Consider the following 15015-nt stretch of genomic DNA (forward strand, 5'->3'; position numbering starts at 1 on the left):
GGCGCGAGCGGGAATATACAAGGGAAGTGAGAGAAAAAAGGTCGAAATATCCCTTAAAAAACAATGCCGGTCACCTTAAGTGACCGGCATTAGCCAGAGGGCTGCCTTTTTTCTTTCCTTCCCGCTGACTCATACCTCTTGACTCATAGACTTATCACTACCCTCATCCTCTCGCGCCATTGCAAGAAAAGCACAGGCGGCGCCATTGGTTTCACCGGCGCGGCTCACCAGCATCAGGTTGGCAGCCAGATCGGGTTCATCCAGCACGCGGTATACCAGACCCGGTATATGTACCTGTTCCAAAGGCTCAGGCACTAATGCAATACCCAGTCCGGCCGCTGCCAAAGCCAGAACGCTCAGTGTACTGGAGGTACGATGAGCGATATTAGGTGGATGCCCCAGCATCTCGATAAGCCTGTGAAGTAAATACTCATCCGCATCGTGTGCATCGTAGAAAATTAGGGGTTCTGTCGCGAGCATCGCCACTTTGAGCCGGGGAATATTGGCCAGAGGATGATCGTCAGCCATGGCCACCCGTCTTTCCCAGTAACCGATTCGTTCAGCCAACAGCGCCCGATCGTGCAACTTGCCGTGATCGGGGGTATACCCAATGTCCAACTGCCCTGCCAGAATCGCGTCGGCCTGCTGCTGCGGGGGGAGTTCCCGAACGATCAATTCGACATCAGGATAGGCTTTGTGGAAGGCACGTAAATCGCGCATCAGCTTGCCGCTAAAAACGGCGTTCCCGGCAAACCCCACCCGTATGCTCCCCAGCTCACCACGTATGGCGCGCTGGACAGTCAATTTGGCATGTTCAGCCTGAGCGAGCGTGTTACGTGCCTGGGCAAGCAGTAAGTGGCCCGCTTCGGTCAGCTCTACCCGGCGGCTGGTACGCTCAAACAGCGGTCCACCTAACTCTTCCTCCAACGCACGGATCTGCATACTCAAGGCCGGTTGCACGATATGAAGGCGCTCTGCGGCTCGCCCAAAATGCTTCTCTTCAGCAACCGCCAGAAAATACCTCAGATGACGCAATTCCATCACACCCTCATTAATCATTTTAAATGATTAATCGGTAATATTAACACATTGGAATTTATTAAAGTTAAAGAGGATGCTCTGTTCCATCGGCACATGTGATGCCTTCTGCTTAAGGACTTTGCCATGCAACATCATCTTGAAGATCGTCTCCAGATAACCGACCTGATGACCGGCTGGATCCATCGCGATCTGGGCCAGTGGGATGCCCTTCGCGAGCTTTTTCACCCTGACGGCACTATCGAAGTGACGTGGTTTGAAGGACTCGCCAGCGAGTTTATTGATGGATCGATGAAAATGGGTGCGTCAGATGCCCGCACTAAACACCTGATCGGCACACCCGTTGTGACCTTCAATCAGACAGCGACGAAAGCGATCGTTGAGACCAATGCCATGATCATCGGCGAGAACGTCACACTGGATGTAGGCTGTGTCGGCCATAACCGTTTTTACGATTTGGTGGAAAAGCGTGAAGGTATTTGGAAACTCCTGCACCGCCAAAGCATTTACGATATGGCGACTTTCACCTTCCCGATGGGGCCGGTCGAGATCGATAGCGTCGTCGTGGCGAAATATCCACGTGAATATGCCGCGCTGGCCTATATGCTGGAAAAAAGCGGTTTCCCGGTCAAACGTATTTTTGCCACCCGCGGGAGCGAGTTAGAAAAAGACATGAAAGCCGCCGGCGTTGCCTGGTTAATGGCCTGATTATCCCTCTCTGACTCACCGGGGTAACCCGCACACTTAATGAAATGCGCCAATTTGCCTGGCGGACAAAGAGAAAATCGCATAAAAAAAGCCAGTGGATATCGCTATCCCACTGGCGTTTTCATGGATCCGGCTCTCAGACTTCATCCAAAAATGGTAAGCACTTAGTCATCCCAAATGCTGCATTTCATCATGCTCAACGAAAGCTACTGTATTTTCCCGTCAATGCCCTTTGATGTTCTTGGCAAAATACATGGCTTTGTCGGCATGTTCGAGAAGCTGACGTTCGTCTTCACCATGCTCAGGGTAAAGCGCAATCCCAATACTGGGCACGATGTGCAGACTGTGGCCGTCGAGGATAAAAGGATGATGAAAAGCGTCACGCATTTTTTCCGCCACCCGCGCGACGTATTCTGACAATGACGTGCCGCGGAGCAGAACAACAAACTCATCACCACCAACGCGCGCGACAGTATCCGATTCACGTACGCACTGCTTCAGGCGAGCGGCGACCTCTTGCAGCAATAAATCTCCGATCCCATGACCCAGCGTATCGTTCACCTGTTTAAATTTATCCAGATCAAGATAAAGCAAAGACAATTGCCCATGATCTCGTCGTGCAGCCGCCAGCGCAACGTTCAGACGATCGTGCAAAAAACCACGATTAGGCAACGCGGTAAGCTGATCATACTGTGCCATGTATTGCAGTCGGACTTGCATTTGCTGACGCTCAATGACGGTGGCAATTTGCGTTGAGACGAACTGCAGTAACTCCTGATCCTGTTCGCTGTAGCAGACTCCTCCGGGATAGCTTTTGACCATCAGCACGCCGATCGTGCCTTTGTGGGATTTGAGCGGGACACCCAGCCAGGAAAAGGGGTTCATGCCAAAGGAGACGCGCAGCGCTTTCAGACGATCGACCATCGTCTCAGGCGTCAGCAGCAGCGGCTGACCGGAATGAATAATCTCTGCGTAGAGCGTCCCCGGGATCAGTTTGAAAGGTTCTGGCGTTTGCAGATATTCATCCACGTGATAGGGAAAGCTGAGCTGGTCTGTTTCATCGTCGTAGAGCGTTACGGAAAAATTCTCTACTGGCAGAAGTGTGCCGACGATCTGATGGATACGCTGAAATAACTTGAGAAGATCTTCGGCGGTATGCGCGGCTTCGGATATAGAATAGAGCGCAGACTGCAAGGACTCGGATCGCTTGCGTTCGGTGATGTCGCGCGCAACCCCAATACGTAACTGGTCGGCCGGTGACCAGCGCGCTGACCACATGATGTGGACGACGTGCCCGTTCTTGTGCAGATAGCGGTTCTCAAAATGCAGCTGAGGCTGGCCTGCCATCACCGCCACCACCGAGTTACGGGTCAGTTCGCGATCTTCAGGCAGCATCAGGTCGAACATATTTTTGCCGATCATTTCTTTCGGCGTATACCCGAAAATACGTTCGCACGAAGCGCTCGCAAAAACGATATGGGCTTCGGCATCCACTGCAAAAACAGCATCCATCATGAGGTCAATAAAACTGGCCAACGGCGCGTGAGGATTCGGTTCCATAGAGAAATTAAGGCCTGAAGAGAAAAGGGAGTACGACCGCGTTCCTGAGAGATATCCGCCGCCCATTAGCACCACATTGTTTTGCATTAACGCTTACAAATAATACAGATGAACATATCACGGAAAAGGGAGATTTGGCGATGCTGAAAAACGCCTGCCAGCAGAGGGGAGTTAAAATAAAAAAACCCGCGATTACGCGGGCTTATAAGGTCTGTATTTGTGGTAGCAGCCAGTGCCAGACGTCAAATCATTCCCACTCAATCGTCGCCGGTGGTTTACCGCTGATGTCATACACTACGCGGGAAATGCCATCAACTTCGTTGATAATACGGTTGGAGCAGCGGCCGAGGAAATCGTACGGCAGGTGCGCCCAATGCGCGGTCATGAAGTCGATAGTTTCAACTGCGCGCAGTGAAACAACCCAGTCGTATTTGCGGCCATCACCCATCACGCCAACGGAGCGGACAGGCAGGAAGACGGTGAACGCCTGGCTGACTTTGTTGTACAGGTCGGCTTTATGCAGTTCTTCGATGAAGATAGCATCCGCACGACGCAGCAGGTCGCAGTACTCTTTCTTCACTTCGCCCAGCACGCGCACGCCCAGCCCTGGCCCAGGGAACGGGTGACGGTACAGCATGTCGTACGGCAGGCCGAGTTCCAGACCGATTTTACGCACTTCGTCTTTGAACAGCTCTTTCAGCGGCTCAACCAGACCCAGTTTCATTTCTTTTGGCAGACCGCCCACGTTGTGGTGGGACTTGATCACGTGCGCTTTACCAGTCGCAGAAGCAGCGGATTCGATCACGTCAGGGTAGATGGTGCCCTGCGCCAGCCATTTCACCGCATCCTGCTTGCAGGCTTCTTCATCGAAGACTTCAACAAACACGCGGCCAATGATTTTACGTTTCGCTTCCGGCTCATCAACACCCGCCAGCGCAGAGAGAAAACGCTCTTCCGCTGCCACGTGAACGATGTTCAGACCGAAACGGTCGCCAAACATTTCCAGCACCTGATCGGCTTCGTGCAAACGCAGCAAACCGTTATCAACGAAGACACAGGTCAGACGGTCGCCGATGGCGCGGTGCAGCAGCATCGCGGTCACGGAAGAATCCACACCGCCGGACAGGCCGAGGATCACATGATCGTCGCCAATCTGTACGCGCAGGCGATCAATGGCGTCTTCGATGATTTTAGCCGGAGTCCACAACGCTTCGCACTGGCAGATGTCCATCACGAAACGTTCCAGAATGCGCAGGCCCTGACGGGTGTGCGTCACTTCTGGGTGGAACTGCACGCCGTAGAAGCGTTTTTCTTCGTTCGCCATAATGGCAAACGGACAGGTATCGGTGCTGGCAACGGTGACGAAGTCAGACGGAATGGCCGTTACTTTATCGCCGTGGCTCATCCAGACGTCGAGCAGCGGCTTGCTGTTATCGCTCAGGGCGTCCTGAATGTCGCGGATAAGCGCGCTTTCAGTCTGAACTTCAACCTGTGCATAACCAAACTCGCGTTCGTTAGAACCTTCAACATGGCCGCCTAATTGCATTGCCATGGTTTGCATGCCATAGCACACGCCCAGCACCGGCACACCGGCTTCGAAGACGTAGTCGGGCGCACGCGGGCTGTCATGCTCGGTGGTACTTTCAGGACCACCGGACAGGATGATCCCGTTCGGGTTGAATTCGCGGATTTGGGCTTCGGTTACGTCCCAGGCCCAGAGTTCGCAATAGACACCGAGCTCGCGCACGCGGCGTGCAACAAGTTGAGTGTACTGGGAGCCGAAATCGAGGATCAGGATACGGTGCTTGTGAATATTTTCGCTCATGAGGGGCGTTTTCCAGAAAGCAATAAAAGCGTTAAAACAACAGGTTAATTTTTTCTTAATGCACTAAAAGCAGACAGCGAGCTCGTTGCTCGCTGTCTTAAGGGATTAGGAACCCATGCGGTAGTTCGGTGACTCTTTGGTGATGGTCACGTCATGTACGTGGCTTTCCTGGATCCCGGCACCGCTGATACGAACAAACTCAGCCTTGGTGCGGAGGTCGTCGATGGTAGCACAACCGGTCAGACCCATACAGGAGCGCAGACCGCCCATTTGCTGGTGAACGATCTCTTTCAGACGACCTTTGTAAGCAACGCGGCCTTCGATACCTTCCGGCACCAGTTTGTCAGCGGCGTTATCGGTCTGGAAGTAACGGTCAGAAGAGCCTTTGGACATCGCGCCCAGAGAGCCCATACCACGGTAGGATTTGAACGAGCGGCCCTGATAGAGTTCGATTTCGCCCGGTGATTCTTCAGTCCCTGCCAGCATCCCGCCGACCATCACGCAGCTTGCGCCGGCAGCGATAGCTTTAGCGATGTCGCCGGAGAAGCGGATACCACCGTCGGCGATAACCGGAATACCGGTGCCTTCCAGCGCTTCAACCGCGTCAGAAACGGCAGTGATCTGTGGAACACCTACGCCGGTCACAATACGCGTGGTACAGATTGAGCCTGGACCGATACCGACTTTCACCGCGCTCACGCCCGCTTTCGCCAGTGCCAGAGCACCTGCGCCAGTTGCGACGTTACCGCCGATGATTTGCAGATCCGGGTATTTTGCGCGGGTAGCGCGGATACGTTCCAGAACGCCTTCGGAGTGGCCATGAGAGGAGTCGATCAACAGGACGTCAACGCCCGCCGCAACCAGTGCGTCGATACGTTCTTCGTTGCCAGCACCCGCGCCAACCGCAGCACCGACGCGCAGGCTGCCCTGCTCATCTTTACATGCGTTAGGTTTACGTTCGGCTTTCTGGAAGTCTTTGACGGTGATCATACCGAGAAGATGGAATTGCGCGTCAACAACCAGCGCTTTTTCTACGCGTTTTTCGTGCATTTTCTGCAACACGATTTCGCGGGCTTCGCCTTCTTTCACGGTAACCAGACGTTCTTTCGGCGTCATGACTGCGGTGACAGGCTGTTCCAGATCGGTCACGAAGCGCACGTCACGACCGGTGATAATACCGACCAGTTCGTTCTCTTCGGTCACAACCGGATAACCGGCAAAACCGTTAATTTCAGTGAGTTCTTTAACCTGACGCAGAGTGGTTTGTGGCGTAACCGTTTTAGGGTCAGCAACAACGCCGCTTTCATGCTTCTTCACGCGACGGACTTCTTCCGCCTGACGCTCAATAGACATGTTCTTGTGGATGAATCCGAGGCCGCCTTCCTGCGCCAGAGCAATCGCCAGATTCGCTTCAGTCACGGTATCCATCGCTGCGGACAGCATAGGGATATTCAGACGGATTTTAGCGGTCAGTTGAGTACCGAGATCGGCAGTATTAGGCAGAACTGTGGAGTGGGCTGGAACAAGGAGAACGTCGTCGAACGTTAGTGCTTCTTTTGCGATACGTAGCATGGGCAATATCTCACCAAGGTGGATGCGGAAAAGATAAAATATTGCAGCGGGAGTATACAGGTGAGTAGGTATTCCGACCAGAACTATTTCAAAAACTTCTTGATTACCTTTTTCGGGCATGTAGTATCGTCCGATTAAGTCTCTGTTTTTGAATTTGATCTGGATCACATGTCGCTCCCTTCTTCGCCTCCTATTTTTACCGTAAGCCGCCTGAATCAGACGGTCCGACAGTTGCTGGAAAACGAAATGGGTCAGGTCTGGCTCTCCGGTGAGATCTCAAATTTCTCTCAGCCCTCTTCCGGCCACTGGTATTTCACCCTCAAAGATGACCGCGCGCAGGTCAAATGCGCCATGTTCCGCAATACCAACCGCCGCACGACGTTCCGCCCGCAAAACGGCCAGCAGGTTTTAGTGCGCGCGACCATTACGCTGTATGAACCGCGCGGTGATTATCAGCTGATTGCCGAAAGTATGCAGGAAGCCGGTGACGGTCTGTTGCAGCAAAAATTCGATTTGCTTAAGCAACAGCTGGCGGCCGAAGGTCTGTTCGATACTCAGTTCAAACAAGCGCTACCCTCGCCTGCGAAATGCGTCGGAGTGATCACCTCCGCCAGCGGTGCGGCATTGCATGATGTGTTAAACGTATTAAAGCGACGCGATCCATCACTCCCGGTGATTATCTATCCCACCTCCGTTCAGGGTGTGGATGCGCCAATGCAAATCGTCCGGGCTATTGAGCTGGCGAATACTCGCGAAGAGGTGGATGTCCTGATCGTCGGGCGCGGCGGCGGTTCGCTGGAAGATTTATGGAGCTTTAACGACGAGCGCGTGGCGCGGGCCATTTTCGCCAGCCGCATTCCTATCGTCAGCGCTGTCGGCCACGAAACCGACGTCACTATTGCCGATTTTGTTGCGGATTTGCGCGCCCCCACGCCATCAGCCGCCGCAGAACTTATCAGCCGCAATCAGCTGGAATTATTGCGTCAGATCCAGTCTCAGCAGCAGCGTCTTGAAATGGCGATGGACTATTACCTCGCGCAACTCGCGCAGCGCTTTAGCCGTCTCAACCATCGTCTGCAACAGCAGCATCCGCATTTGCGCCTGGCGCGTCAGCAGACGGCGCTGTTCAAACTGCGCCGCCGTCTGGATGAAGCGATGCAAAATCAGCTGCGCCAGATCCTTCGCCATACCGACCGGCTGCAGCAACGTCTGACACAACAACAACCACAGCCGCGCATTCACCGTGCGCAACAGCGGGTTCAGCAGTTGCAATACCGTCTGCAACAGGCGATGTCTGAGCAACTGGGTGAACACCGTGAACGTTTCGGCAAAGCTTGTGCGCAGCTTGAGGGCGTCAGCCCGCTGGCGACGCTGGCTCGTGGGTATAGCGTGACGACGACGCCGCAGGGTGCATTGTTGAAGAAAACCACGCAGACCGCACCGGGCGATACGCTCAAAACACGTCTGGCCGATGGCTGGATTGAAAGCGAAGTGAAATCGATCGTGGTGGAAAAGAAGGCGCGTAAACGGGCAGTGAAAGGGGCCTGAAACAGGCCCCTGGTTTACTATCAGATTAAGTAACTTTTTGTCCGTTCCCCGTTTATCCACACCTCACGCGCTTCACCTTCCGGCAGAACGATATCCAGAGATTTCCACGCTGGTTTGAATTCGCCACGCTGAGTGATCGTGATATCGATACGTTGCGTGCCGCTGACAATGTCCCAGTTGAGCCACAGCGCCTGATTTTGCTGCCAGCGGTGGCTTTCGCCGTCATCCTCGAACAACATGCCTGCTGATGTCACCGCTCCTGGCGCCGGATAAACGTGCAACTCGCGCGCCATGTCCTTGTTGCTGTCCACGTATGCCAGACGCGCAGACTGCGGTAATGCAGCACCGGCGCGAACCAGCAGCGGCAGGCGATCGAGCGGCGCATCGAGGATAATCGTCTGACCGCCTGCGAACCATTCTCCGCTATAGAAATCGCACCAGCCGATGCCGTTGTCCGGAAGATAGACCGCGCGCTCGCGCTGCCCCTCATCGACCACGCTGGCAACCAGTAAATCCCGGCCCATCAGGAAATCGTCGGTTTCGGCGAAGGTGTTTTTATCATGCTCGTGATCGAGGAACGTTGGCCTGAGCATCGGTTCGTCATCGGCGTGTGCCTGCCAGAGCAGCGTGTAGAAGTACGGCAGCAGACGGTAGCGCAGACGGATGGCATCGCGGATAAGCGGCGTCACCTGCGGGTACATCCACGGTTCGTTGACGGTGTGATCGTCATTCCACGAGTGAATGGTAAAGCGCGGATGCATCACGCCGTTTTGCACCCAGCGTACAAACAGTTCGGCGTCGGGTTTATCGCCGGAGAAACCGCCGACGTCGTGCCCGACGTTGTACAGCCCCGATAAGCTCATGCCAATACCCATACGCGTGTTGTAGCGCAGCGTCTGCCAGTTAGTGCGGTTATCGCCGCTCCACGTCTGTACATAGCGCTGCATGCCCGCACAGCCGGATCGTGAAATCAGATACGGGCGGATTTCCGGTGCAAAGCTTTGCTGCGCTTCGAACGACGCACGCATCATCAGCAACGGCATCACCGGTCGAATGTGTTTAATGGCGATAGATTTACCGAATCCGTGGCAGCGCGCGTCGCTGTCCCAGACTTCGTATTCGTTATTGTCGTTCCACGTCGAACCAATGCCTTTTTCCAGCAACTGCTGCGTGACGCCTTTCTGCCACCAGCGTACGGCGGCCGGATGGGTGAAATCGAGGTGTGAACCTTCGTCATCCCAGAACACCGATCGTTCAGGCACATTATTTTCGCTGTCGCGGATAAAGAGCCCCTGCTCCGCCACCTGCTGATACTGCGGGTGATCCTGCAACAGGCACGGCTTGATGTTAGCGGCCAGACGGATACCGGCGTCGAGGAACGCCTGTGACATCACTTCCGGCTGTGGCACTTTTTCGTAATTCCAGTTGAAGACGTAGCGTTTATTGCCAATCGACGTATAACCCGACGAAAGCTGGAAAGAATCGCAGGGGATCTCGTGTTGCTGGCACAGTGTGATGAATTTCATCAGCTGCTGCTGGGCGTCAGGTGCATCGGTGTAATACATGGTCGAGCCGCTGTAACCCAGGCTCCATTTCGGACCAAACAGGGTTTTACCGGTCAGCCTGACCAGCTTTTTAGTGACGTCCAGTGAGGTCGGGCCAATAAACAGATAGTAATCCAGATCGCCCGCTTCGGCGCTGAAACGACAATATGGCAGATGGTAATTATCCAGTTCCTTGCCAAGATCCAGCCAGACATTGCTGAGATTATCGTAGAACAGGCCAAAACTGACGTCGTTACGGCGGGTCATCGTGAACGGAATATGTTTGTACAACGGATCGGTGCTGGCCGCGTTGTATCCCATTGCATCCAGATTGCGCATTTCGAAGCGGCGGCCGCTGCGGTTGAGATCACCGGCTTTTTCGCCCAGTCCGTAAACGCCGTCCTGCGCCTCACGCCGCTGATAGTGCGCCGACGCGTCGCCTTGCACCGAGAGCATATAGGCACCGGTTTTACGGTCGCTGACCAAAGGCAACCAGTCACCCGCCGCGTTTTTATGTTCCCATTCCAGCCAGAGAGGCTGATGGACGGTCACGCGCAGGGCTTCGGTCGTAACGATCAGGGTATTTTCGCCCTGCGTCATCTGATAACCCGGAAGCGTAAACCCTTCATTGCTCAGACGGTCGCGCCCTTCCCACGGCACATCATTTTGCGGTGCGATGCTCCAGGTGCGATCCAGTGCCAGCTTGCCGTGACGCTGAATAAACACGCGGATTAAGCCGTGCTCCAGCACCCGCAGACAAAACAGATGTTTACCTTCGACACACAGATCCACACCTGCGTCATTTTGCCCGGCCAGCTCCCAGTATTTCAACGTCTTCATACGTGCTCCCTTTTTGCCGGATTGCGGCGTTCAGCGATCAAAGCAATCAGGAAGACCGCTCCGATCAAATCAAAGAATCCCATGGCGATAAACAACGGGTTAAAACCGATTGTGTCGGCAACGGCGCCGATCAGCAGAGAAAACAGGAAGCTTGCGATCCACGCGGAAGAACCGCGCATTCCGTTTACTGTCGCTACCTGATTTTTATCGAAGGTCTCCACGACCACTGCGCTCAACATGCAGGAAATTACCTGATGGCCGAAGCCGCCGATGGAGATCAGCGCAATCGCTGCGTACGGGCTTTGCGTGAGCGCTACCAGCGCCAGCGACAGCATCATGAATGCGCCGGTGACGGAGCTGGCGACGATGGAGTTGATACGGGTGCAGCCGAAAACTTTGCGATACAGCGTGGTGAGATAGCCGCTGGCGATACTGCCGAGATCGGCGGCCAGGAACGGAAGCCAGGCGAACATCACGATGTGTTTCAAATCCATCCCGCGTTCGTTGGCCAGATACAGCGGTACCCAGAAGCTGAACACCGCCCACGCGGGTTCGGCCAGAAAGGCGGGGATGGCGATACCGTAGAATTTTTTGTTTTTGCAGACGATTTTCAGCGACTGAATAAACGGCAGACGCGTTTGCTGCGGTTCATTGTCCTGACGGATCAGCGCCAGTTCATCTTTGCTCAGATTAGGGTGGGTTTCCGGTGAATGGTAAAACTTCCACCACAGCAAAACCCACAGCATCGAGAGCACACCGCAGAACAGGAACGCCCCGCGCCAGCCGAAAGACAGATGTGCCACCAGAATAATCGGGGGTGCCAGCATCGCGCCAATCGAGAAACCCACACCCGCCCAGCCTGCGGCGACCGGCCGCTCTTTACGCGGGAACCAGTCGGAAATCGCTTTGGCGTTGGCCGGTGTGGCCGCCGCTTCTGCGCTGCCCATGAAAAAGCGCAAAATCGCCAGCTGGATCCAGCTTCCTGCACCGGCGTGCAGCATACACACGACTGCCCAGACAGAAGCACAGATCAGGAAACCGAGCTTCAGGCCGATCACGTCGATCAGCCAGCCACACAGCGGCTGGAAAATGGTGTACGCCGCCTGAAAGGCCGCGACGATGTAAGAATATTGTTCGGTGGTCATGTTCAGGCTGGTTTTGAGTTCCGCAGCCAGTAATCCCAGCGAGTTACGGGTGATGTAGTTCACCGTCACGCCGAGTAAAAACAGCGCCAGCATCCACCAGCGTAACGCTTTTATTTTCCTGCGCCCTGTTACCGCAGTCTTCTCAGTGCTGATTTGAATTGTCATGCCTGTTCTCCCACCCGTCGGCCATTGCCGCAGATGATGTGTTATGTAAGGTACTTCGGCAGAGTAGGCAGACGGATCTGTGAGCGAAACGTGATTTTTTGCAAAAGCTTTCACGCTATAACTGCTTAGCGGCATCACGGCAGGCAGAAGCTTGTGCGCTCTTCATCTTATGAGGTGAAAAATTTTGCACAGGCGATTTTGAAGGAGATCACAGTTTGAAAGGAAAGTTAAATATCCAGCAAATTGCCGACCAGACAGGGCTGTCGATCAGCACCGTTTCACGGGTTCTGGCGGGGAAAAATAATACCAGCACCAGGGCCCGCGAGCGGGTGATGGAATGTGCCAAATCGCAGGGCATTTTCACCGGACTTTCGACCGGCCGCCTGATGCTCAATAACATCATGATTTTCGCCCCGGCCCGCGCCTTCGATGTTCGCAGCGATATTTTCTATTACAAAGTGGTGCAGGGGATTCTGGCGGCAACCGCCCATCATGAAGTGCGCGTGCGCTATTGCGCGATGGAAGAAGAGAACGCCGACGCCGCACTCTTTATCGCCAAAATGACCGACCCGCTGACCGAAGCCGCGCTGCTGGTTGGCATCGACGATCCACATATCCATCAGCTCGCCGCCGAAATGGGCAAGCCCTGCGTGCTGGTGAACTGCCATGACCGGTATATGCGCCACGACAGCGTCAGCCCCGATCATCAGACCATGGGCGATTTCGCCTGCGATTATCTGTTCGCTCAGGGGCATCAGCACATCGTGACGTTGCAATGTCTGCGTCGTCATACCATGGAACTACGTCTGAGTGGCATCAGACAGGCATTCGCCCGTCATCATCAGACCTTCAGCGACAGCCATCATCTGCTGAACACCTCGGGTTTTGGCGCGCAGGAAAGCGAGCAGGCAATGCTCAACTATCTGGATGCCTTGCCTGCGGGTCAGCCGCTGCCAACGGCAATTCTGGCGGGCGGTGATTTTATGGCCTCCGGTGTCGTGGCGGCGCTCAGCAAAAAAGGCTTCTCAGTGCCGGGCGATATCAGCGTGCTCAGTACCGACGGGTTTAATCTGGCGGAAATCCACGACGTGCCGCTGACCGCTGTCCACGTGCCGCGTGATGAGTTGGGAACCGAAGCCATCGCGCTGTTGCAACGGCGTATGCTGCGCCCTGACGCCCCCTGCACTAACCAGCTCCTTCAGGGAAAACTAGTGGTGCGGGATTCGGTACGTAAGGCTTCTGGCCGGGCAGTCACGCCCCGCGCCCATCAGCTTTATGATCAACAAATCTGATGAATCACACGTTGTAAGAGCGGCAGCTGGACAGATAAATCTCATCTTTGACGGGAGGAACGTGACGCGGTTCTATACTGAGTTGTGACGACTATTCATTAGCCGCTTTTCAGTATCAGACATTCAGAACACCTTTCTTTCACCTGCGGGTGACCCTTGATAAGGAGATTCATGATGAATCACAGTTCAGCGAAGCGTTACAACAGCGTCATTCCACCCTACATGCTCAACCGCATTATCGAACACGGCTCAGAACCTCAGCGCAAATGTGCCCGGCAAACGCTGGTGCATGTAAACATCCTGATGGCACAGCCTTACGCCAAACCGCAAAAGATCGTAACCGCCAAAGCCGGACAGGTGGAGCGCAATATTTATGATGCGAAAAACACTACCCGTCTGCCGGGCGAATCGGTGCGTAAAGAGGGCCAGAAAAGTAACGGCGATATCTCAGTGGATGAAGCCTATGATTATCTCGGCGTCACCTATGATTTCTTCTGGCAAGCGTACCAGCGTAATTCTCTCGACGGAAAAGGTCTGGCGCTGGCCGGCACCGTTCACTATGACAAAGGCTATCAGAACGCCTTCTGGAACGGTCAGCAGATGGTGTTTGGCGACGGTGACGGTGACGGCGAGATCTTCAACCGCTTTACGATTGCCATCGACGTGGTCGGTCATGAGCTTTCGCACGGTGTGACGGAAAGCGAAGCCGGGCTGGAATATAATGCTCAATCCGGTGCGCTGAACGAATCACTGTCTGACGTATTCGGCTCGCTGGTCAAACAGTTCCACCTGAAACAAACTGCCGAGAAAGCGGACTGGGTCATCGGCGAGGGCTTGCTGGCCAAAGGCATTCACGGCACCGGACTGCGCTCAATGTCGCACCCCGGCACTGCGTACGACGATCCGCTGCTCGGCAAAGATCCGCAGCCCGCTGACATGAGCGGTTATGTGAATACCCGCGATGACAACGGCGGTGTCCACATCAATTCCGGCATCCCGAACCGTGCCTTTTACCTTGCCGCGACTAAACTGGGCGGTAACGCCTGGGAACGCGCAGGATATGCCTGGTACGATACGGTGTGTGACAAATCGTTGCCTAAAAATGCAGACTTTGTGACGTTTGCCCAACTGACGGTTCAGCATGCCGAAAAACGGTTTGATGCCTCCGTCGCGCAGGCCGTCCGTGAAGCCTGGGAGCAAGTCGGAGTGATGTAAATGAAACCTTTAGAGTCGCTGGAAAGTAATGCGGTTATCGAGATTTACCGTGAAGGTGGTATCGCGTTTATTCCTAAACTCAGCGGGCCGCGAAGGGTTGAGCTTTCAGACATGAGCGATGATAAGCGGCAGCAACTCTGTCAACTTATCAACCAGGCGATGCCCTATGCCCAGGAAAAAGAAAACGCCGGTCATGGAGACCAGCGTTATTTCCGCATCGAGATTTACTTTGCGTCGGCGGAGCATACGGCCAGTCTGGTGGTGATCATTCCGGAAACCGAAGCGCCGGAAGAACTGGTGAATTTATGGAAACAGGCCCGGCCCGACGATCACCCTTCTGAGTAAGGGGTGTACGTAAATATCACCCGCTTTTTAGAAATCATCCCATGCCCGTTTTGGCAGATATAATCCACCGCACCACAGGCTTTTAGTTCCTGCAACGGCTGCTGACAATCCGGGCATAACGCTGTTTGCTGATACTCTGTCTGACATGTTTCACATCGAAAGTGACCGCTCACCCAGCTCATCGGCTGGTCGCAAACCGGACAACAGGCATCCATCGT

Annotated in this window: 12 protein-coding genes; 5 read left to right on the forward strand and 7 right to left on the reverse strand. The window is 54.5% G+C overall.

The genetic code is table 11. The features are described 5' to 3' along the window. Positions 1–129: 129 nt before the first annotated feature. On the reverse strand, positions 130–1041 hold the full coding sequence (locus tag AC0Z7K_RS18020) for a LysR substrate-binding domain-containing protein (protein ID WP_485615390.1): 912 nt from the start codon (positions 1039–1041) through the stop codon (positions 130–132). A 123-nt stretch (positions 1042–1164) separates the two neighbouring features. Here AC0Z7K_RS18020 and AC0Z7K_RS18025 point away from each other — a divergent pair, with 123 nt between their 5' ends. Further along, entirely contained in the window at positions 1165–1746 is a 582-nt protein-coding gene (locus tag AC0Z7K_RS18025; RefSeq protein ID WP_485615391.1) for a nuclear transport factor 2 family protein, read from the forward strand. Positions 1747–1968: 222 nt separating this feature from the next. Here AC0Z7K_RS18025 and AC0Z7K_RS18030 read toward each other — a convergent pair whose 3' ends face one another. The 3 genes from AC0Z7K_RS18030 to guaB all read right to left on the reverse strand — a co-directional run bounded on the left by AC0Z7K_RS18030 (position 1969) and on the right by guaB (position 6703). After that, the gene (locus tag AC0Z7K_RS18030) at positions 1969–3306 is read right to left on the reverse strand and encodes a sensor domain-containing protein (RefSeq protein ID WP_413529137.1); all 1338 of its coding nucleotides are present in this window, start codon (positions 3304–3306) and stop codon (positions 1969–1971) included. A gap of 247 nt (positions 3307–3553) precedes the next feature. Continuing rightward, positions 3554–5131 (reverse strand): glutamine-hydrolyzing GMP synthase, encoded by a 1578-nt coding sequence (gene guaA, locus AC0Z7K_RS18035; protein ID WP_413529136.1) that lies wholly within the window; start codon positions 5129–5131, stop codon positions 3554–3556. Between the two features lie 105 nt (positions 5132–5236). Continuing rightward, positions 5237–6703, reverse strand: a complete 1467-nt coding sequence (guaB, locus tag AC0Z7K_RS18040; protein ID WP_413529135.1) for an IMP dehydrogenase — start codon at positions 6701–6703, stop codon at positions 5237–5239. A gap of 168 nt (positions 6704–6871) precedes the next feature. On the opposite strand from guaB, the gene xseA reads away from it, so the two are divergent. After that, a complete protein-coding gene (gene xseA / locus AC0Z7K_RS18045) occupies positions 6872–8251 on the forward strand; it encodes an exodeoxyribonuclease VII large subunit (RefSeq protein WP_485615392.1) in 1380 nt (459 codons plus the stop codon). Between the two features lie 20 nt (positions 8252–8271). Here the strand turns inward: xseA and AC0Z7K_RS18050 are convergent, their stop codons facing one another. Both AC0Z7K_RS18050 and AC0Z7K_RS18055 read right to left on the reverse strand, forming a co-directional pair. Further along, entirely contained in the window at positions 8272–10635 is a 2364-nt protein-coding gene (locus AC0Z7K_RS18050; protein WP_485615393.1) for a glycoside hydrolase family 31 protein, read from the reverse strand. Continuing rightward, positions 10632–11945 (reverse strand): MFS transporter, encoded by a 1314-nt coding sequence (locus tag AC0Z7K_RS18055; RefSeq protein WP_413529132.1) that lies wholly within the window; start codon positions 11943–11945, stop codon positions 10632–10634. The genes AC0Z7K_RS18050 and AC0Z7K_RS18055 overlap by 4 nt, the downstream gene beginning before the upstream one ends. A 215-nt stretch (positions 11946–12160) precedes the next feature. Between AC0Z7K_RS18055 and AC0Z7K_RS18060 the strand changes: the two genes are divergently transcribed. The 3 genes from AC0Z7K_RS18060 (at position 12161) to AC0Z7K_RS18070 (ending at position 14797) form a co-directional block, all read left to right on the forward strand. Continuing rightward, the gene (locus AC0Z7K_RS18060; RefSeq protein ID WP_413529131.1) at positions 12161–13237 is read left to right on the forward strand and encodes a LacI family DNA-binding transcriptional regulator; all 1077 of its coding nucleotides are present in this window, start codon (positions 12161–12163) and stop codon (positions 13235–13237) included. A gap of 174 nt (positions 13238–13411) precedes the next feature. Next, positions 13412–14452 (forward strand): M4 family metallopeptidase, encoded by a 1041-nt coding sequence (locus tag AC0Z7K_RS18065; RefSeq protein ID WP_485615455.1) that lies wholly within the window; start codon positions 13412–13414, stop codon positions 14450–14452. After that, the gene (locus tag AC0Z7K_RS18070) at positions 14453–14797 is read left to right on the forward strand and encodes a protealysin inhibitor emfourin (RefSeq protein WP_485615394.1); all 345 of its coding nucleotides are present in this window, start codon (positions 14453–14455) and stop codon (positions 14795–14797) included. Here the strand turns inward: AC0Z7K_RS18070 and AC0Z7K_RS18075 are convergent. Continuing rightward, a complete protein-coding gene (locus tag AC0Z7K_RS18075; protein ID WP_413529129.1) occupies positions 14782–15012 on the reverse strand; it encodes a zinc ribbon domain-containing protein in 231 nt (76 codons plus the stop codon). The two genes, AC0Z7K_RS18070 and AC0Z7K_RS18075, sit on opposite strands and share 16 nt — an antisense overlap. Between the last annotated feature and the right edge of the window lie 3 nt (positions 15013–15015).

This window comes from Rahnella sp. 1L-D-7-B-C2, assembly GCF_057290995.1.